The 20,323-nt window shown below is 38.0% G+C and carries 18 protein-coding genes, 4 tRNA genes and 3 pseudogenes; 15 read left to right on the forward strand and 10 right to left on the reverse strand.

The annotated features are described in order from the left end of the window. Positions 1-200: 200 nt before the first annotated feature. A complete protein-coding gene (locus E2I05_RS17035) occupies positions 201-2,621 on the reverse strand; it encodes a coiled-coil domain-containing protein (protein WP_121854572.1) in 2,421 nt (806 codons plus the stop codon). Between the two features lie 323 nt (positions 2,622-2,944). Here E2I05_RS17035 and E2I05_RS17040 point away from each other — a divergent pair, with 323 nt between their 5' ends. The 3 genes from E2I05_RS17040 (at position 2,945) to E2I05_RS17050 (ending at position 4,180) form a co-directional block, all read left to right on the forward strand. Beyond that, complete coding sequence (locus tag E2I05_RS17040; protein ID WP_133309758.1) at positions 2,945-3,304, forward strand: hypothetical protein; 360 nt, start codon at positions 2,945-2,947, stop codon at positions 3,302-3,304. Then, a complete protein-coding gene (gene rimI / locus E2I05_RS17045) occupies positions 3,301-3,765 on the forward strand; it encodes a ribosomal protein S18-alanine N-acetyltransferase (protein WP_121854570.1) in 465 nt (154 codons plus the stop codon). The genes E2I05_RS17040 and rimI overlap by 4 nt, the downstream gene beginning before the upstream one ends. Before the next feature lie 145 nt (positions 3,766-3,910). Then, on the forward strand, positions 3,911-4,180 hold the full coding sequence (locus E2I05_RS17050) for a YfhL family 4Fe-4S dicluster ferredoxin (protein ID WP_121854569.1): 270 nt from the start codon (positions 3,911-3,913) through the stop codon (positions 4,178-4,180). Here E2I05_RS17050 and E2I05_RS17055 read toward each other — a convergent pair. Further along, positions 4,164-4,718, reverse strand: a complete 555-nt coding sequence (locus E2I05_RS17055; protein ID WP_121854568.1) for a type II secretion system protein — start codon at positions 4,716-4,718, stop codon at positions 4,164-4,166. The genes E2I05_RS17050 and E2I05_RS17055 overlap by 17 nt on opposite strands. Before the next feature lie 460 nt (positions 4,719-5,178). Here E2I05_RS17055 and yiaY point away from each other — a divergent pair, with 460 nt between their 5' ends. From yiaY to E2I05_RS17080, 5 genes are all read left to right on the forward strand, one after another. Continuing rightward, the gene (yiaY, locus tag E2I05_RS17060; RefSeq protein WP_121854567.1) at positions 5,179-6,327 is read left to right on the forward strand and encodes an L-threonine dehydrogenase; all 1,149 of its coding nucleotides are present in this window, start codon (positions 5,179-5,181) and stop codon (positions 6,325-6,327) included. A 226-nt stretch (positions 6,328-6,553) separates the two neighbouring features. Beyond that, positions 6,554-6,629: transfer RNA gene (locus E2I05_RS17065), tRNA-Phe, on the forward strand. Between the two features lie 21 nt (positions 6,630-6,650). Next, positions 6,651-6,726 (forward strand) — tRNA-Thr (locus tag E2I05_RS17070). Between the two features lie 24 nt (positions 6,727-6,750). After that, positions 6,751-6,826 (forward strand) — tRNA-Phe (locus E2I05_RS17075). Between the two features lie 21 nt (positions 6,827-6,847). Next, positions 6,848-6,923: transfer RNA gene (locus tag E2I05_RS17080), tRNA-Thr, on the forward strand. An 80-nt stretch (positions 6,924-7,003) separates the two neighbouring features. Here the strand turns inward: E2I05_RS17080 and E2I05_RS17085 are convergent. Then, entirely contained in the window at positions 7,004-8,296 is a 1,293-nt protein-coding gene (locus E2I05_RS17085) for an NAD(P)/FAD-dependent oxidoreductase (RefSeq protein ID WP_121854566.1), read from the reverse strand. A 34-nt stretch (positions 8,297-8,330) separates the two neighbouring features. Further along, positions 8,331-8,669: a P-II family nitrogen regulator gene (locus E2I05_RS17090; protein ID WP_121854565.1), complete on the reverse strand. Its 339-nt coding sequence runs from the start codon at positions 8,667-8,669 to the stop codon at positions 8,331-8,333. 195 nt (positions 8,670-8,864) lie between these two features. On the opposite strand from E2I05_RS17090, the gene E2I05_RS17095 reads away from it, so the two are divergent. Further along, a complete protein-coding gene (locus E2I05_RS17095) occupies positions 8,865-9,392 on the forward strand; it encodes a GspH/FimT family pseudopilin (protein WP_243641128.1) in 528 nt (175 codons plus the stop codon). Positions 9,393-9,478: 86 nt separating this feature from the next. Beyond that, positions 9,479-10,027, forward strand: a complete 549-nt coding sequence (locus E2I05_RS17100) for a GspH/FimT family pseudopilin (protein ID WP_121854564.1) — start codon at positions 9,479-9,481, stop codon at positions 10,025-10,027. 149 nt (positions 10,028-10,176) lie between these two features. On the opposite strand, the pseudogene E2I05_RS17105 reads toward E2I05_RS17100, so the two are convergent. Both E2I05_RS17105 and E2I05_RS17110 read right to left on the reverse strand, forming a co-directional pair. Next, positions 10,177-10,742: pseudogene (locus E2I05_RS17105) on the reverse strand (IS1 family transposase); the annotation flags it as partial. A gap of 6 nt (positions 10,743-10,748) precedes the next feature. Then, positions 10,749-11,779: pseudogene (locus E2I05_RS17110) on the reverse strand (IS701 family transposase). Between the two features lie 170 nt (positions 11,780-11,949). Here E2I05_RS17110 and E2I05_RS17115 point away from each other — a divergent pair. From E2I05_RS17115 to E2I05_RS17130, 4 genes are all read left to right on the forward strand, one after another. Continuing rightward, on the forward strand, positions 11,950-13,089 hold the full coding sequence (locus E2I05_RS17115; protein WP_133309760.1) for an ISAs1 family transposase: 1,140 nt from the start codon (positions 11,950-11,952) through the stop codon (positions 13,087-13,089). A 469-nt stretch (positions 13,090-13,558) separates the two neighbouring features. Next, the gene (gene cobO / locus E2I05_RS17120; protein WP_121855258.1) at positions 13,559-14,194 is read left to right on the forward strand and encodes a cob(I)yrinic acid a,c-diamide adenosyltransferase; all 636 of its coding nucleotides are present in this window, start codon (positions 13,559-13,561) and stop codon (positions 14,192-14,194) included. Next, positions 14,194-15,015, forward strand: a complete 822-nt coding sequence (locus E2I05_RS17125; protein WP_121855257.1) for a cobalamin-binding protein — start codon at positions 14,194-14,196, stop codon at positions 15,013-15,015. Before cobO ends, E2I05_RS17125 begins: the two co-directional genes overlap by 1 nt. Before the next feature lie 29 nt (positions 15,016-15,044). Then, the gene (locus E2I05_RS17130) at positions 15,045-15,428 is read left to right on the forward strand and encodes an MAPEG family protein (RefSeq protein ID WP_121855256.1); all 384 of its coding nucleotides are present in this window, start codon (positions 15,045-15,047) and stop codon (positions 15,426-15,428) included. A gap of 1,004 nt (positions 15,429-16,432) precedes the next feature. Here E2I05_RS17130 and E2I05_RS17135 read toward each other — a convergent pair. Further along, positions 16,433-17,568 (reverse strand): IS630 family transposase gene (locus tag E2I05_RS17135; RefSeq protein WP_133309486.1). Its coding sequence is split into 2 segments (ribosomal slippage): positions 16,433-17,145 and positions 17,145-17,568, totalling 1,137 coding nucleotides; the frame shifts between segments, so codons are not numbered across the junction. 560 nt (positions 17,569-18,128) lie between these two features. On the opposite strand from E2I05_RS17135, the gene E2I05_RS17145 reads away from it, so the two are divergent. Further along, a complete protein-coding gene (locus E2I05_RS17145) occupies positions 18,129-18,992 on the forward strand; it encodes a hypothetical protein (RefSeq protein ID WP_133309762.1) in 864 nt (287 codons plus the stop codon). 41 nt (positions 18,993-19,033) lie between these two features. Here the strand turns inward: E2I05_RS17145 and E2I05_RS22800 are convergent. The 3 genes and pseudogenes from E2I05_RS22800 to E2I05_RS17160 form a co-directional block, all read right to left on the reverse strand. Then, a pseudogene (locus E2I05_RS22800) lies at positions 19,034-19,285 on the reverse strand (IS66 family transposase); the annotation flags it as partial. Positions 19,286-19,305: 20 nt separating this feature from the next. Then, positions 19,306-19,728, reverse strand: coding sequence for an IS66 family transposase (locus E2I05_RS17155; RefSeq protein ID WP_121855280.1), 423 nt, complete (start codon positions 19,726-19,728; stop codon positions 19,306-19,308). Positions 19,729-19,759: 31 nt separating this feature from the next. Next, positions 19,760-20,200 carry a helix-turn-helix domain-containing protein gene (locus tag E2I05_RS17160; protein ID WP_133309763.1) on the reverse strand — a complete coding sequence of 147 codons (441 nt, stop codon included), beginning with the start codon at positions 20,198-20,200 and terminating at the stop codon, positions 19,760-19,762. Between the last annotated feature and the right edge of the window lie 123 nt (positions 20,201-20,323).

A 20,323-nucleotide genomic window follows, 5' to 3' on the forward strand; every position in this document is an offset into this window, starting at 1 on the left:
GATTGGTACTTTCTAAATCGCTAGCTCCCTAAGAGAAGTCGCACTACGAGGGCATTTCAACGCTTATTCTTCTAAGTTATGAAAACTTGAATTAGCCCGCTAGACCAACACTTTCACGCCTTGAAAAATGCACCTTGAAAGTGCACTGAAAAATGCATCTTCAAGTATCACGGGGATATGGTCTTTAGCAAGCTTCACCTTTATTCTGTATCCACTTTAATATCGACATCCAAGTCACCAAACTGCTTATTTTCAACCCAAGTTCGGTTGTTTAATAAATGGGTTTTCTCGAACTCACGAGCCCAATCGTCCTCGGTCCACCTTCCATTTTTATGCATTCCAACATCAATTTGTGATTGAGCTGAGCCAATAACGACGATACCTTGAACGGGTTTAGCTGCTTTCACATCGGTTTTAGGCTTTCTACCCTCAACCGTAGAAGATGCTGAAAGCTCACTTTCATCCATAGGAAGTTCGAACACTTGATCTTGTGACAACTCAAAAACCGTCATAGCCAATCTTTCCGGGTTTTCATCGACAACTTTTATGCAGGTAACACCTGTAAATTTCACTCTATCTGCTTTTTTGGTCTCTCGAATCTTTTTCCCTAGTGAATACTCATTGTCTCTAATTGTCTGCACAATTTCTTGAACCGTAGGCTCATCACCTGTTATGTGTGCGACTTTATCGTATGAAGTAAATTTATTTCTTCCTTTTTCATACTTAATCATTCCATGCGTTTTGAGCAATGCTTCACTTTCATCAACAGGTAAACGACTTAAAATCAAAATCTTCGTTTGCTCTGGAAAATCTGACTTCCTTCTTATTCTTTCGAACATTAATCCAGCCTTAGTTCCTGGTGAAGTCTTTATTACTTTTTGTTCTCCCCAAAAAGATGTACTTAGCTCATCAGAAACTAACAAGTTATCTAAATGGATTACTACAAGCGGGCAATCATATGTAACATCCATTTCTTCATCTAGTTTTACTACGTTTTCTATCGCCCTCAATTTAAATTTATTACTGCCTGGCTTAATTGTACTTCCCTCTTTCAACACCGCTGAAACTGTAAGTCCTGGGTTTCTATCTGCCACTGTTGAAGTGGAAATTGATAGATTCTCAAGCTTCAAATCTACAGGTATTGAATCGACAGCCATACCTTCGTCGGAGATTGAGTCTGACTCAATAGCTTCTCCCTCAAAATTTTCAATTGTAGAAGACTGCCTGTCATCTGGAGTATATTTTACATTTGACTGTTTGAGGATTGATTGAAGAGGTTTCTTTTCTGGAAGAGGTTTCTTTTCTGGAATAGCCTCGGTCCCTGTTTCACTGTATTCAATAGCTCGGGGAGTTGAGGAGAAAAAACTTCCAATAAAATTAGATACCAAACCAGTAGCATCATTAACTCTCTCTTTGACACTTTTTTGTTTTACTTCATCATTAAGCTTCTTTTCTTCAGCTTCAGCTTCAACTTTAGTTAGGCCTAGAACTCCTTTGTCCATTACTTTAAAATACTGCTGCTGAGATTTAATACCTATAGCATTTTCTTCTTCTTCATCAGACAGAACAGAACCACAAATACCAGCTGAACTTAATGCTTCCTCTGCTCTACTATTGGTATCTTCAATATGAAAAGTGTCTTCAATAATATCTTCAAGAATACCTTTTATAAAAACTTCATCTTCAGCATGCAGCTCACTATCAGCTGCAGCCAAGGCGTTTAAGGCTAAGTCACGACTAAGCGCTTCTATATTTTCTAATTTCTTTTTATCCGCAAACAATTTTTCATCATTAGCATTTTGTATTTCATCTACTATTACGCTTGAAATTATCTCTGAAGTTTTTCGCTCAGCTAGCTCATCAATCTCGTTCTCTAGTTCTTCTCTTTCTGTAGCAAGCTTTTCTTCATTCACTCGAATCAGCTCTTTGACTCCTTCATGAATAATTTTTTCAGATATTTTTTTTGATAAATCAGCTCTTGCCTTTTCTAGCTGTAATTCTGATTCCTGTTGCATTTTAAATTTAGCAAGCTCACGAGCGCATTGTTCTAAAATTGCTTCAAAAGCCATTTTTTCAGGCTCGTATTTATCTGGAGTTATAGGCCCCTGAGTTGCTTCATGACTCTGCCTTGAATTAACATTACTCTCATTAGCACCTTCAAAGTCATCTTTAACAGCGCTAATAACCAGTAAATCCCCTTCTGATTCTTCGATTTTATATTCATTATCATTAAATTTAACTTTCGAGCCACAGTCACTAAACTTAGCCTCCGAGCTGTCATTAGATTTCATTACTTCATATTCAATATCAGCTCCACTAGAGAAATGCTTATTGACTGCTGTTTCTATTTGTCTTGAGTAAATGTTATTGCTGTTATTATTGAATAATCCATTGATGCCAACATGAACCTCTCCTGTAGCTCCCCTTTCAACTATAAACTCCATGTCTTTGGCAGCTTGCCCACCAACTTTTATCGGAAAAGTCACTTTTAAATTATTAAATTCACCTTTTTTCCCGCTAAACGTGCCGGCCATAAATTCAACTTCATTAGATGTAAATTCATTTTGTGCGCCTACCTTCCATTGAATAGGATTACTCAGGCTTATATCAGCACCAGACATCAGTTACTCTCCTACGTATAGTAAATCGAATGTTATGTCTTCACTAAAGATAACCAGCTAAAAGATATAACAAATTTCTTATAAATCTAGCACTGAACGCCTTTACTTATGATGAATATTATGCGGAATTTTCATTAATAATTATTTAACCAACTTACTTGTATATGTATTTTTTGTAATTTAACATCACAGTTAAAATTATTTATCATTTGCCCACAACATCACCAAGGAATTTCCTCTCATAAGTGCAATAATTTAATTTCAAATAAACATTAATTTGCGGCATAATTAATTAAATAAATAGATTCAGATAATTTTTTTAAATGGATAAATTCGCATACATAGATGCTATGGGTATTCAACAATGGGTACCTGCACAAGAAGTAAATAGTCAACCACGTTATTTAATTCTTCATGATGACGATGATATGCCTGTATCAGAGCAATTTATTCACCATATATTATCGTTACTTAACCATTCTGAACTTTCTTTTTCTTTTTCAGAGAAACCAATAAAAGGTGCTGAAATTGTATGGGACATGCGAAGCCGCAAAACTCGTCCGCATCAAGCATGGATAGAATCCGAACCAATGAGTAAGCTTCTGAGTAACGGAGAATATAAAAAGCAGCTTTGGCATCAAATCTGCCTTTACTTAGAGAAAAAGAGCAAGATTAAATCGTGAACACTACCGCTCAAAATCAATTCAAATTTGTAACAACTAAAAAACAACATTTAGAACAAATACTTGAAATTGAAAACTCAGCCCATTCATACCCTTGGTCAGAATCAAACTTGTCATCATGTTTTTCACGTTTGTATCACAACACTGGTGTTGAACTAAATGGCAAACTCGTTGCATTTAGCATCATTCATCAAGTTGTTGATGAGTCTACGTTAATGGATATTTGTGTTCATCCTAATTACCAAGGTTTTGGATTTGGTAAGCAACTGTTAATTCATGCCATTGATCAGGCTAAAAACAGAAATTCTGCAGTAATGATGCTCGAAGTCCGAGCTTCTAATCATAAAGCACTATCACTTTACGAGCACTTAGGCTTTACAGAGACTCACAGAAGAAAAGAATATTACCAAGCTGACTCCAAGCGCGAAGACGCTATAATGATGGAGCTTCGATTCGATTAACCTCATTGATTTCACAGACTCATGCAGTAACTACTGTGGTATAATCTAGTTCTTCGTTTGAAACATAAGTAAGTCAAGGCAGCTTAATTCTTTCATAAAGAACAACTTTTACCTTGCAACTCTTAAGTATATTTGGAAAAACAAAGTGGCTTTACTAATCAATGACAGCTGTATCAATTGTGATATGTGCGAGCCTGAATGCCCCAATCAAGCCATCACTCTTGGTGAGAAAATTTTTGAAATTGAGCCTAATTTGTGCACTGAGTGTGTTGGTCATTATGCGAAACCCACTTGTGTTTCCGTATGCCCTATCGACTGCATTGATCCCGACCCAAACCGTGTAGAGTCACAGGATGAGTTAATGGTGAAACATGGGATTTTAACAGGTAAACTAAACGCTAGCAGCCATCTGTAAATACAATTATAGAAGCTTTTTTATTGGCACTAGCTTCTATATAACGAATAAAACAATTAAGCGTTCTCGGCGAAGGAGCTTTATCAGTTGAAGACCCATCTCCTGAATAGCTCCCTAGCCCAAACTCAAGTCCCGGTAAAATTGCGCCACCTTCAATAAATGAAACATTATGAGTAATCCAATCATACTGAGAATTTTTTGATCTAGCACCATACCCCCCGATTTTACCCAAATTAACCGATGCCTTAATACCATTTCGCGCATCTGGATAACCATATTTCAGTTCTATAACTGTATTATCAGTTGATAGTTCTGTAGATGCTGCATTAGCAACGCCTTCAATCTGTGCTTTCAGGTTAACTATTTTGATCGCACTTTTTATTGCACCAGCGGCCTGTTCAATTGTAGATTTACGAGCTTCTGACGAGAAATCAATGAATTTTGGAGCGGCTACAACGGCAATAACTCCCAAAAACAAAATGACCACAACAAGTTCAATAAGCGTAAATCCGTTTTTTGAGCAGATTTGTTTCAGCATAACAACTTTGAAAGAAATAATTCAGCCACTTACTTTACATCAAAATATAGATAAAAAATATCGGCAAAATCTATAATTTTAAATAAATACGAATAGAAGAGAAAAGTAGGTTTTCATAAACTTTATAGAATAAAAAACGGTATAAGAATAATTCATTATAAATTCTAAAAAATTCTAATAAACACTTAAATATTTCATGTTTTATCTAGGATTAAAGGTGACTTAATTTAGCTAATTGTACCTATCACCAGTTCATTTCAGTTCAGTTCATTTTTAACTCAGGTTCAAAATTCATTTGATATAGCTCAAAAATTTTATTCAAAATTGACCACTTCGACATATTTGATATAAAAAATACAAAACCTAAAAACTTTAGATCTAAATCACGTTATCTCCTTAGTTTCATTGTTAATTTAATACACAGAAAAGCTTTAACTTTTAAATTAAGAAAGGAAATACTATGGCGGCTAAATTTTTTATTCCCTCTGTTAATGTACTTGGTCAAGGTGCTGTTGATGAGGCGATTGCTGATATTCAAGCTTTATGTTTTCAACGAGCATTAATTGTTACTGATAAGCCACTAGTAGAAATTGGTATAGTTAATGATTTGATTGAAAAACTCGCTCAAGTTGGCATTCAATCAGTTATTTTTGATGGCGTTCAACCGAACCCAACTGTAGGCAATGTCGAAGCAGGTTTATCATTACTCAAAGAAAACGATTGTGACTTTGTAATTTCTCTCGGTGGGGGTTCACCTCATGACTGTGCAAAGGGCATTGCATTGGTAGCAACTAACGGTGGCAGCATTAAAGATTACGAAGGCGTGGATGTATCAAAACAACCACAAATGCCATTAGTTGCGATCAATACAACGGCTGGAACAGCAAGTGAAATGACTCGATTTTGCATCATTACTGATGAATCTCGGCATATTAAAATGGCAATTGTTGATAAAAACACCACGCCGATTTTATCAGTCAATGATCCTGAACTGATGAAAAAGAAGCCTGCTTCATTAACTGCTGCAACGGGAATGGATGCATTAACTCACGCAATTGAAGCTTATGTCTCCACGGCAGCAAACCCTATTACTGACGCTTGCGCACTAAAAGCCATTGAGCTAATTCAAGATAATTTGGTCAAGGCGGTTAAGTCAGGCCAAGATACTGATGCGAGAGAGCAAATGGCTTACGCACAATTTTTAGCTGGAATGGCATTTAATAATGCAAGCTTAGGCTATGTGCACGCAATGGCACATCAACTCGGTGGCTTTTATGACTTACCTCACGGTGTTTGTAATGCACTACTGTTACCTCATGTACAAGAGTACAACGCGCAAGTTGTACCTCAACGCTTAAAAGACGTTGCTGCAAACATGAGAGTTGATGTTTCTGCTCTTTCTGATGAAGAAGGCGCACAGGCGGCAATCAAAGCAATTAAAGAGCTTTCTGCTGCGGTAGGCATTCCAGAAAACTTAACTAAGCTTGGCGTTCAAGAAAAAGATATTCCAACACTCGCGGATAATGCATTAAAAGATGCATGTGGATTTACCAATCCAAAACAAGCGACACATGAAGAAATTTGTCAAATATTTAAAAACGCACTATAGGGTTTCTTGACATTTATGAAAGGAGCTCAAGCACCGAATGTAGCTTGAGCCCTTTTGTCTAAACAAATAAACAGAAACAACCACCCTCAAGTAATTGCACAGTAACTGGGCAATTAACTCAAATAATCTAAAAAGGACTTGCAGCCCGCAGTATCCCGCTATATTATGAGCCCCGCTTTGAGAGGCAATGGCTTACAAAACTGTTATTTCTCAATGCAATTGGTAAGCCCGAATAGCTCAGTCGGTAGAGCAGAGGATTGAAAATCCTCGTGTCCCTGGTTCGATTCCGGGTTCGGGCACCACTTCATCGTTAATGATGATACGCCGACATAGCTCAGTTGGTAGAGCAACTGACTTGTAATCAGTAGGTCCCGAGTTCGACTCTTGGTGTCGGCACCATTTCCTCTTTTAATTAAGAGCATCGCCCGAATAGCTCAGTCGGTAGAGCAGAGGATTGAAAATCCTCGTGTCCCTGGTTCGATTCCGGGTTCGGGCACCACTTCATCGTTAATGATGATACGCCGACATAGCTCAGTTGGTAGAGCAACTGACTTGTAATCAGTAGGTCCCGAGTTCGACTCTTGGTGTCGGCACCATTTTCAACTTCAATATTCTTAATTAACCCCGCACTAAATATCAATATTCTTTAATCGCTACTCTTAAATCGCATATATAGTTAATGCAATTTAAGTTTTGGTCTGTGCCAACGCAACATCTTTTTAGCCATTCGATAAATAATGGCAGAAAACCATCCAAAGAGACTTGAAAGATGTCTCTGATATAAAGACATATACATAACTCTTGCAAGGTGCCCTTCAACAAAAAATTGTCCTGAGCGTAAACTGCCCATTAAATTACCAACGGCTGAAAAACGGCTTAGGGACACCAAAGAGCCGTAATCACGGTATTCAAAAGGTTTTTGTTTACGGCCAGTAAATCGCTTTATCAAGTTTTTATAAAGCTGCTGTGCCATTTGATCGGCAGCTTGTGCTCTCGGCGGAACAAAGCTCCCATCAGCTAATTTCAATTCAGCACAATCTCCAATAGCAAATACATTTTCAGTACCAATCGCTTTCATAAACGAGTCAACTTCTATTTGATTACGTTTGGTCACAGGCAAAGTGGTAAACTGAGAAAAAACATCTGGACCTTTGACTCCTGCAGCCCAAACCTTTATGTCTGCTGGAACTGTATTACCGTCATGAGTAATAAAGCCTTCTTTAGAGATCTCTTTAACTTGAACGCCTATGTGAAGCTTTATACCAATTCGATCTAATAAGGACTGTGCCCGAGCGCTTACTTTTTCCGGCAATTGAGGGAGTATTTTCGGTGATGCTTCCAGTAAATGCACATCGAGATGGTGTTGAGTGACATTGACATAACCAAATTCTTTAACTGACTCGATCACGTGAAATAATTCAGCTGCGAGTTCAACCCCTGTAGCTCCTGCTCCTACAATACCAATGCTCACTTTTTTATCTGCTGATTCACTTAATTGAAGCAATGCATCAAGTAACTTTTGATGAAAGAGCTCTGCACTATTTAAGTTATCGAGCAAGATACAATGTTCATCGGCACCTTTGGTACCAAACGTATTAGAAACACTGCCTAAAGCAAGCACCAGAAAATCATATTCAATAGTACGCGTCGCAAGTAACAATTCACCATCTGCCGCATATACTGGCGCAAGCTGAAAAGTATTATTGCTATGGTCGCAATTTTCAATTTCACCGCGTATAAAGCGATAACCATTTTTTAAGCTGTGATCGCGATAAAGTAAGCCATCAATCGATTTATCGATGGCTCCAACAGCCACTTCATGCAGTTTAGGTTTCCAGATATGAATAGGGCTTTTATCAACTAAGCAGATATCAAAATCAGCTTTATGCCCGAGACGTCTCCCTAGTTTTGATGCCAATGCTAAACCGCCAGCACCACCGCCAACGATGACAATCTTTTTTACTGTCATAGCTTCCCTCTATCGACCACACATAATAAATGAATTAGATCGCGTCTTCGTTTTCTTCGCCTGTACGAATACGAATGACCCTTTCTATATCTGTAACAAAAATTTTCCCGTCACCGATTTTATTTGTTCGAGCCGTTTCAACAATAACATCAATAGCTTGATCTAATAATTCATCTTGAATGACAAGCTCAATTTTAACTTTCGGTAAAAAATCAACCATGTACTCTGCGCCACGGTAAAGTTCAGTGTGCCCCTTTTGTCGACCAAAGCCTTTCACTTCCATAACCGTCATGCCTGTGATGCCAATATCAGCGAGTGATTCCCTAACATCATCTAATTTGAAAGGTTTTATGATCGCCTCAACTCTTTTCATCAACCGCTCCTAGCTGTTTTGATACAAGTACTTGTTGTTAACATTTTAGCCTTATAAAACACGTATTGATAGAGCCAGCCTCAATCGTTGATGTCAACATAATATGTAATATCGCCAAAGTACAAGATTGTTATTAACATGCCATACTTTATAGAGTAAAATTTGTTCGCTATACAGGATTTCAAGGATGAAACCGTGAACAGGCTAAAAGGATTTACGCTCATAGAATTAATGGTAACAATTTCAATTGCTGCAATATTGCTGACTGTTGGTGCCCCGTCACTTAATAGCCTATATCAAAATACGAGAGCTGACAGCGGAATCAAGCAAATCCATCAAGCCTTATATTTTGCTCGCAGCCATGCAATCAGTCTCGGTCAAAACATTACCGTTTGCCCCAAAAATGGAAGCCAGTGTAATAATGGTAAAAATAATTGGAAAAACGGTATGATCGTTTTTATTGATAGTGATAGAAATGATGTACCCGATACACCGCAGTCTATTTTGATTCATGTGAGCGCCTTTCATGACAAGGATATTGTTCAATTTAACCGTGCAATCTCCATTAAATTTCAACCAGATGGGACTACTTTTGGAGCTGCTGGAACATTAACATATTGCCCTGACGAAGCAGATAATGAATCTTCTAAAGCTGTTATCATTAACTTTGCTGGTAGAATTCGTTATTCTCAAGACGCTGTCATCACGTGTTCAACTAACTGAATTCGAACATTAAACCATTTTTCTACTGAAACTTTCACAGTTTTTCAATATACTCTAAAATCATGAATCATTTTAGGTAACAAAAAATGAGATACATTCGCGGATTCACATTAGTGGAAGCTATGGTCACCATTGCCATTGCCGCGATTTTAATCCTCGTTGGTGCACCTTCATTGAATTCGTTTTATCAAAATGTTCGCGCTGAACAAAGTATTAATAAGATTCAAACCACACTCGCTTTTGCTCGTAACCAAGCCATGAGCTATGACATCAGCGTGGAAGTATGTCCAGCAAATGGTTGTGATGGCAATTGGAACACTGGAATACAGGTTTTTACTTTCGATGTACCTCAAGCACCACTTGTTCCAGGTCAAAGCGCAGATAGAGTTCAACCAGCCCGCATGATCTTAAGAGAAACTGGGGCATTTAATCGTAATGATACCGTTATGCTCACACCAACAACTTTTACTTTTTTAGGCTCAGGTAAAATAAATGGATTACCAGACAGACAACCAACAGACAACCCAATTACTTTGAGTTACTGTCCTAATTCTAAGAATGCAAATGCCATCGGGCTTGAAATTAGAAAAACGGGTAGCACACAACTTACCAACACAGGCTTAAGCTGCAATTAATCGACACTCTTGTTTTTATACCAATTACAGTAATTAATCTCTCACTCAGCAAGCGGTAACTTTAGCCAGTTTACAAACGTCAAGCATTCACTCAATGGATGAATTCACTTTATGGTATTTACGGTTGAACTTGAGGGTAGTGGGCTAATTTAGTGGTAGGCATGAATATCAATCCCAAATTCTACTCGATTGATTAACAAACCTATTACCGTATCGTGCATACTTTCTAACTTTGAAAAACAAATCGTTCTTCGTGCTAACCTTTTAATCCAAGTTCTAAAATTGAGGTTTTTCCTCTCAATCTTTTGGGTATTAGTTTTTCCTACTTCATGCTGTTCTGGTGGCAAATTTCGCTTATACGCACCCCAGTCATCGGTATAATATTTCTTTATGCCTAGTGGCTCGAGCAATGTCTGTAACTCTTTGAAAGCCTCGTCTGTTCTTTTCCCCAAGACATAAGCTACAACTGTATTCGTACTATGGTCTATGGCATGCCATAGCCACCTCTGGTTAACCTTTTTACCTACAAATGACCATTGCTCATCGATCTCTGCTTCTTCGCAGACCAACTCTATATCGATTTCAATGTTTGAGTTGCTATCTCTTTGAGTGTAATTAGGATTTACGTGGACAATGCTCTTTTATTTTTTTTAATGGCGTTTATCACTGTATTCTTGTGTATATTTAACACTCTACCTGTATCCCTTATTCCGCTTAGGACTTACGCATTGACAGAATTTTGAAATTTTGGTTCGAGACAACTTTTACCTTCTGAAAATGTTGCAATAAAACCTGCGACTACACCCTTGTAAAGATCACGTTGGTGTTTATACACATTAGATATGACATCAGCAGCCTGCATTTTTTGAAGATGAACAAAGCTGCAAATTGATGCAACTATATGATTTCTTATAGGTTGCTCATTGCGTACTTGAAAGTGCTCAATATGGCAGACTTGTTTAATTGTACGATGATATTGTTCAATCTGCCAGTGATGGTCATGGATGCTTAAAAACTCTTTTCTCAGCAAATAGTTAAAGCTGCCTTCTGGTAAGTAGACAACATAATGGCGTTGCTGGTCTTTTAGCATCGTCCGAAAAAGTTTCACTTTACCAAAGTATTTCAACCAGACTTCGAGACCATCATCAGGTACATCTAGGGCTTGAACTTGCTGCCACTTTCCCTTTTCAAGCGATACTGCTCTATTGCTTTCAACTGCAAACATAAAACCTGTTTGGTGATTTTTTACCTTCTTCAGCCGCTGTACCATGAGTCTCCCGTGACAAATGCTGGCTTCAAACCCCATGTTAAGACTTCACCCAGCATATCCTGAAAATAATCATTTTTAGTTTTGCCTTCAGACTTATCATAAATACGATAATTGACTGGCATGTGCTGACCATCTGGATCTGTGTAGTATAAAGTGATGAGATTAATCCCTTTCACAACTCGATGATGCTTACCTGACCAAAAATGTCCAACAAGTGCCATATACTTGCTATAAGGTTTATCCAGAACGCTGTCATCAACGCTAAGAGTGCCACCAATCAAGTTGACGCTGGTTTTTATTTCATTAAATAAATCAAATGGTTCAAACAGTTCTCTTTGAAGAAAACGGTTTACACTGTGATGAGAAATACCAGTTACCTCGGACAATCGAGTGCAAGTGGATGACTTGGGCTCACTGATCAAAAATCCCATATACATAGTTAAATTGCAGCGGGCTATAGTTGGTCGAGTGGTACTTCTTATCATCAGTTACAATATTTAGATTTTTGAAGGATTATCATTAACTACGCAAACCTGTCAATGCGTAAGTCCTACCGCTATAGGGCAAACGGGTCAAAAATAAGCAATCAAATTTGATCGTTTGCCAAACTATAGCGATCGTGGTTTATAATAGTCTTTGCTTGTTAATTTCTATGAAAACTACGACAATCAGCGACTTTTTTGATGGCCTACCCGACCCTCGTATGTCACGAACTTTACATCATCCTCTGATTAACATTATAACCATTACTCTATGTGCGGTTATCTGTGGCTGCGATAATTTCAATGCTATTGAAGAATATGGGAAATCGAAGAAAAAATGGTTCGAAACTTTTTTAGATATGCCTCATGGTGTCCCAAGCCATGATACCTTTAACGATGTTCTCAACCGCTTATGTCCTAAGGCTTTTCATGCCGCTTTTATAGCGTGGGCGCAATACCTTTGTACAATTGACGAAGATATCATTCCTCCTGATGGCAAGACACTCAGAAGAACTCTGGATAAAGTGAATGAAGTTCCAGCAATACATATCGTTAATGCTTGGTCAGTAAAAAATAATCTTTGCTTAGGGCAAATGAAAGTTGACGGTAAAAGCAACGAGATAACAGCCATTCCTAAGTTGTTAGAGCTCCTCGATATTAAAGGGGCAACCATTACCACTGATGCAATGGGTTGCCAGTTTAAAATTGCAGATAAAATCATTGAAAAAAAAGCTAATTATATTTTCGCCCTTAAAGGTAGCCAAGGTGAGTTCTTTGAAGATATCAAATTATTTTTAGATACAGAACTCGAGTCTAGATTTAAAAAAATTCACTGCGATATGTTTGAGGAAGTCGATAAAGATCACGGTCGAATTGAACAAAGAAAAGTTTGGGTCACGTCTGACGTAGAGTGGCTCAGAAAACGCCATAGTAGATGGTCAAGCTTAAACAGCATTGTAGTCGTAGAATCTACTAGGGAACAAAAAGGGATAGAGAAGACCATGGAAAGACGCTATTACATCAGTAGTCATTTGAAACCTAAAGCTGAGTTTATCTCAAATGCAATACGTTCTCATTGGTTTGTTGAAAATAAACTCCACTGGCAACTGGGTGTAAGCTTTGATGAAGACTCATGTCGGTTAAGAAGTGGAAACGCAGCAGAGAATATGGCTATCATGAATAAAACAGCACTCAACATGCTGAAAAATGAGAAAACAGCAAAAGTAGGAATAAAAAGCAAACGCTTAAAAGCGGGCTGGGATGAAGAATATTTGATGAAGGTATTAACTGTGGGCAAACTGGCTGTCTAATTTAGACCCGTTTGCCCTACTGCTTCACCCCACTACCGTTACTTCGTTTCCAGCCTGTGCTAGAGTGACGAGAATTCATAGGTATACTTTCTTCCGGAACTTTACTTAGTGAGAGTGTTATACCAATTACAGTAATTAAATTCCCAGCTCAGAGCTATGTATGTGTTCAAAGTACAAGTGAAATTGATGAAGACATAGTTATTACCGACATACAAAACTGTCGTTATTACATTGCTGCGTTGAGACAATTTTGCGTAGTAATTTGAACACATACAAGCTCCCGAAGGGCAAGGCTAAAGGATTCCATTACTACATTACAAGTTTTTGAATTATCCCGATAGTACTTCAAACTTGCGCCTTGTACTGAAATCCTTTAGCTCTTGCTGAGTTGGAAGTTAATTACTGTAATTGGTATTAGGTAAATATGCTACTTGATGGTTGTATCTCGATATTAAAAGAGTATTTAATCATGACTGAACTGAATAAAGAACAAAATAAACACGGCTCTGATGCCAGTAAAAATGAAAAGCATAAACAAAGACAGCAAAAGCTAAAAGAAACGGTTGATTCGAAAGTCGCAGCAGCTCAAAAAGAGCAAGGTATTTTATTAGTCTTAACAGGCAATGGAAAAGGCAAGTCAACTTCAGGGTTTGGTACAATCACGCGAGCGGTTGGTCATGGTAAAAAAGCTGCAGTGGTGCAGTTTATTAAAGGTGGCTGGGAGTGTGGTGAACGTAATTTGCTTAAAAAAGTCGGGGTTGAGTTTCATGTAATGGGTACAGGTTTTACATGGGAAACCCAAGATAAAGACAAAGACACTGCTGCTGCTGTTGATGCATGGGAAAAGGCTGAGCAATATCTGCAAGACGAGAGTATAGATTGCGTGTTACTTGATGAATTGACCTATATGGTGAGCTACCACTACCTTGATGTCGAGCGTGTGCTGAACGCATTAAAGAATCGTCCACCTATGCAGCATGTGATTATTACCGGAAGAGCTTGTCATCGTGAAATTATTGAACTTGCTGATACTGTCAGTGAAGTTAAGCCGACAAAGCATGCTTTTGAAGCGGGTATAAAAGCTCAGGTTGGATTCGATTACTGATGAAATTCCTCAAGTTTGTTCTTCTCAATACCTTATGCTTATTGGCTTTCACTGCCTACGCCTCGCCAGTGAAAAGAGTGATTGCCTTGTCACCACATGCCGTCGAGCAACTTTATGCTATTGGGGCTGGAGAGTTGATCGTTGCGACTACCGAGCATGCCGACTTCCCAGTGTCGGCAAAAAATATTCCAACCATTGGCGGTTTTCACGGGATACAAATTGAGCGTATTTTAGAGTTAGCCCCAGATCTTATCGTATATTGGGGGAGTGGTAATAAAACCGATGATATTCAACGTTTAAAGCAATTAGGTTTTAATTTATATAACAGCGATCCTAAGACCCTTCATGACGTCGTATTGGACTTAAAGGTGTTAGGCGAACTGACTGGTCGGCAAAAAATAACTGAAAAAGTGATTAATGATTTCAAGACAAAACTAACTCGATTAAGACTGGCTAATCATAAAAAAACTAAGGTCAAGGTATTCTATCAATTGTGGTCAAACCCATTAATGACCGTTTCAAAAAACAGCTGGATCCAGCAACTCATTCAAGTCTGCAATGGTGAGAATGTGTTTTATGATGCCGAAGGGGATTACCCACAAGTCAGTATCGAAAATGTTTTATTAGTTAAACCTGAAGTTATTTTAGCCAGTAAAGACAAAGGAAATTTACAGGGGATAAATTGGGAAAAATGGTCGATGATACCAGCGGTTAAAAATGGCAATATTTATCCACTAAATGCTGATTTATTACATCGTCCGACACCAAGAGCTCTCGACGGCATTGTTGCAATATGTCAAGCTATTGATACTGCAAGATAGTTTAATATTAATATTGGAAAGGGATTTTTATGTCTACTCTACTTATCTGTTTATTTATCGCAATGCTACTCCCTTTTTTAGCCAAAGCTCCCGTCGCTTATGCTATGGCAAAATTAGGAGGCTATGACAATCAGCATCCGAGGGAGCAACAATCCAAACTCACAGGGTTCGGAGCTAGAGCATTGGCAGGGCATCAAAATGCGTTTGAATCTTTGTTGGTTTTTGGTATGGCGGTACTTGCCGTTATTGCTACAGGAGATATCACAGAAACGGCCGTTACACTGGCAATTGTGCATATCGTTGCCCGTATTATGTATCACATATTATATTTAATTGATTTATCGACACTTAGATCACTCTCATGGTTTGTTGGAATTGGCGCGAGTTTCTGTTTGTTTTGGCAGGCCGTTTAAACTTAAACCTACCCTCCATTTTTATGAGTTTTATGCAGGCAACATTTGCAGTTAATTGATTTGGAGCTGTAATGCTGCGTGTCATCAATTACACACATTGTTGTATTGGGTAAGACTTCGTACTCTTTGAAGTGATGGTGGCGTCTAAGCTTTTCATGGAAGTCTTTAAATACTAGGGCAAAAGACTCGCTGGAAAGGTTATCTAACACCTCACGCATCTGGCTTTCTTTTGGCGTTTGATGAACATTAAACCTAAACGTTCATGCTAGGCATAGATGTCATATGCGTTTACTTTGGCTACTATTTTTCTATCACCCTACACCATGAAAATTGTATTCGCTGAGATTTGAAGATTATTCCCAACCTAAGCTAAAGGCGAAGTGATTTTTAGCTTTTATGCTTTCACTAACAGGCTTGGGAATAGGTGTTAGCGGCTATTTTCACGGTAAAAACATCAGTTGAACGCTGAGTATACGAGTAACTGTTTGAGCAATACGATGATTTTATTATCATGTTTTTCATCCAATGAGTGAAATGCTCTACGCTCACAAGCTTGCTAAAATGACTGCTATCTGCGTTGTAACTTTTGCAAGTAGAATAACTACTTGCTGCAAGCTACGCCTTACTATCAGCCATTTTTTCTACGCTTGAGAACGCAGTCAACTGATGTTTCTAGGTTAAAAAGCGTTTGCAGATTGCTGCGCCCTTTACTGGTTTCTAAACGTTGCTGAAACTGTACTAGTAGTCCATTCATATGAATTCTACAGTTAAAGCTGTTCTGGTAAACCATAGTCATAGGAGAGCTAAGAATCATATATCGATATTTATTGTTTTAAACTCTTACTTAACTTTTGTTCACAATCAATTGACAAATAAGTGATATCTGAACAAAACACCTCCTCCCACCCCTTGGCAAGTCAGTAGGATTCTAGCTTTTCATGCTTTGATTAACGAATGTGTAACTGGATTTCGTTAATCAGTGAACTTCTGTTAAAAGGCTCACTTTACTCTGGGAGTACGGGGTAAAGTTTCTTTAATTTTATACGTGCCTCCTCAGTCGTGAACTGCCAGTTCATCTTAGCCTTGGACTCATTACGCTCGGTAACCCAGGCTTCGACTTCAGTATTTAGTGTTTCCTGATCGGGTATTCTTCGGTTTAAGCATTGCCTGCTCAAGATACTTAATTCAATTTCAGCCATATCCAACCAACTTCCGTGCTTTGGCGTGTAATGAAATTCTATTTTATTGATCAACCTACGAGCTTCTTCTGGTTCGAAGGCCTTATAAAATGAAGCCGGTGTATGAGTATTCAAGTTATCCTCAACTAATACAATTGTCTCAGCGTCCTTATAACGCCCGTCTACTAAGGCTTTTACTTGATGAGCCCAATCAATGGCCGTTCTGTGTTCAGTGACTTCAACATGTCGCCAGCCCGCTAAAGGCTCAAATATCATGAACAGGTTGCTGACACCGTTACGCTCATACTCTGTATCGTATCGCTCTGGATAACCTGAAACTAAGGGTAACGGATTGCGAACTTCTTTAACTTGTTGTTTGCTGGTTTCATCAAGGCATACTAAAGGACGCTTAGGATTGTAAGGAAGTTTATAGAGTTCTAATATATCTTCCATAGCACTCACGAAAGCAGCGTTTTCCTCTTTAGGTATACACCACTCTTCTTTAAGCCATGGTTTAAGTTCGTTTTTTTTAAAGCATAATGAACAGAAGTTCTTGATATGTTATCGATATATTTGAGTTCAATCATCTTGTCTCTAAGAAGATTTAATGTCCAACGGCAACGTCCTTCAGGAGGCGTAGAGCAGGCCAGTGCAATTAGGTGGGCTTCGGCTTCGCCATCCATTATGCGTCTGCGGCCTTGATGGCTGTGTTTGCTATTCACAGCGACTTCTAATCCTTCTTCGACAAAACGCTTTCTAAGGCTCGTTACTGCAAGTGGTGAGATGTTTAGTGCTTTAGCAATCTGTTGATTGGTCAGTGGCGAATTATTCTCATCAATAGCAAGTAAAATTTGGGCGTGTCGTTTCTTATGTTGAGCAACACGTGGTTTCTTCTGCTTTATCAAAGCCTCAAGCATTGAACGTTCTTCATTACTCAAACGAACGTGGTATTTAACCCTCATAACAACTCCAGTGTTTCTTGTGTTCAGGAGTTGTTAGGATATAACCATTCGGTCATTATTTGTTCTTGAATGGACTACTAGTGATGGCTCTTGAAAGTACATACAAGTAAAGCCACTCATGACAACATCGTGATGAATGTGCTGAGACATTGAGCTGTTTCTTGGATCTGTACTTGCATTGATGTGCTGAGCCAAGCTCTTTCTAAGCGCATCAAAACTGAGATGTTTTTTTTCTTGTATTCGAGAAGCCAAGTTAAGCACTCTCTGATTAAAAATAATGCTCTATATGGTAATACAGAAATCACTGATAGCTTGTGATCTATTTGCCATAGTTGTTGTGATCTACCGCTGAATGTTTGACTTCAGTATTAGGTTTGTGCTAAAAAAATTCGCCATCAGCTTACCCATTGAATATTAAAGAGTTATTTCTTCACCGAGAATTACTGAATGGAAGTGACTCTGTAATTTTAAAAAAATAAACAATGATGTAATTGATACCGTAAGCTACACAAATTCAGAGGAAGGTATGTGGCTTAACTTTGGGGAATTAAAAGGAATTAATGATGGGTAATAAATACATTTTTTTGCTGTTAACTGTTATTTCTTTTTCGTCGATATCAAGTTCATATGGTGAGACAGAAGAATATAATCAAAACGAATCTTATCAGATGGGAAAAATAGTTAAATATGAAAATAATCTTTGGATTAATAGGTTTCCTGTACGTAAAAATGAAGAGCCTAGATTCAAAAATAATAGAGTATGGAAAAAAGTACAATTAGTTAATATTCAGCCTTACTCACATCAAGGAAAGGAAAAGAAAGTATTAGGTAACACCATATATGTTCCATATGCTTGGGGAGATTCAGTCATTCAAGGTGGAAAATATTTCACTTATGTTGGAGTTATTTCTAATGATGATGAAAATAGCCCTATTAATAGTAATAAGTGGATAGAGTTCTCTCATCCTGCTCTAGGCTTTGATATTCCAATATTTGATCCTAATTCAGAAGAAGCAAAATCATTACTAGGAATAGACTCCAACTCAAATGAAATAAGAGATGATTTTGAATTAACAATTGTCATGAGTGATTTAAATCCAGAAGTCAAAAAGATGGCTTTGAATTCTGGTGTCATTTATGGAGAGATTATGAATATTGGATTTAATCAACTTGATATATCAAGTGATAGAGCCAATAGTCTAGCCTCAGTTTTCATTTCTTCTCGACAATGTAAAAATGACCTTCACAAAGTGGAATTCTATGGGAAATCTTGGACTGAAACAAAATTTTTCAATTCAAAAGAAAGGCTGATAGCTAAATTTAAATATCAAAATTTCATTTTTGAAAGAACAAGTGTCAGTAAATTCACGGACGCATTTTTTAAATCTTGCGAAAAGGTCAAAAATTATATTGAATCAAGATAATGAAAAGTATAAAACTAATTCTCATTGTATTTATTTTGTAACTATTCATCCTGTTGAACAAAAATATAGAGAAGATGCCCAGTAAACAGTAGTTGTAGGGCAGTTGATGCGCTGATACTTTGTTTGCGACAACTTGATATGTAACTGCGAACCGCACAGAAAATTTCCGCTCCCTCTTCGCTTCGGAAGCAACCTGAAATTTTCTGATGAACTTTGGTCATCCTGATGTCATTTTCTGCCAAGTTATTGGTAAAAGGAACATCTGGGTTAACCATAAATCGCAGTACTTCTTTTTCGTAATTTTGTAGTCGCTCTAAGAGATTTCGGCTTTTACTTTTTTTGTTCTTCCTCGTTTCCCATCTATCTTGGGTGGCTCAGGACATTCTATCTCTGCATCTTTTAGCAAGGCTCGATATTCTTTCAATTTATGTTTCGCTCTTTGATAGCCAAGCCTTCCGCCATTATTCTCTACTTCCTCATGAGTTTCATAAAGAAAATCTTGTACTTTCTTCGCCCATTGCTGCTTTTCTTTATCATAGGCAAATTCAAGCTCTCTGATATGGTGAGCGTTGCACAAACTATGTAAACAATCGTATTTAAAATAAGGCTTCCAATGGTCATGAACGAGGATACCTTTATAATCAGGCAGTATTCCTGCGGCGTCCGTTGCTACCTTTCCACGTTTTTTATGCCCAAAAAAGTACGTCCATTTATGAGCGTTTTCCTCTTTAGGTATAAACCACTCTTCTTTAAGCCATGGTTTAAGTTCATTTTTTTAACGCATAATGAACAGAAGTTCTTGATATGTTATCGATATATTTGAGTTCAATCATCTTGTCTCTAAGAAGATTTAATGTCCAACGGCAACGTCCTTCAGGAGGCGTAGAGCAGGCCAGTGCAATTAGGTGGGCTTCGGCTTCGCCATCCATTATGCGTCTGCGGCCTTGATCGCTGTGTTTGCTATTCACAGCGACTTCTAATCCTTCTTCGACAAAACGCTTTCTAAGGCTCGTTACTGCAAGTGGTGAGATGTTTAGTGCTTTAGCAATCTGTTGATTGGTCAGTGGCGAATTATTCTCATCAATAGCAAGTAAAATTTGGGCGTGTCGTTTCTTATGTTGAGCAACACGTGGTTTCTTCTGCTTTATCAAAGCCTCAAGCATTGAACGTTCTTCATTACTCAAACGAACGTGATATTTAACCCTCATAACAACTCCAGTGTTTCTTGTGTTCAGGAGTTGTTAGGATATAACCATTCGGTCATTATTTGTTCTTGAATGGACTATTAGTGTCTTTGCTTTTTTCTATAAAAGTCACTGGATATCAGCCTT

This window comes from Parashewanella spongiae (assembly GCF_004358345.1).
In the GTDB taxonomy this organism is placed as follows: domain Bacteria; phylum Pseudomonadota; class Gammaproteobacteria; order Enterobacterales; family Shewanellaceae; genus Parashewanella; species Parashewanella spongiae.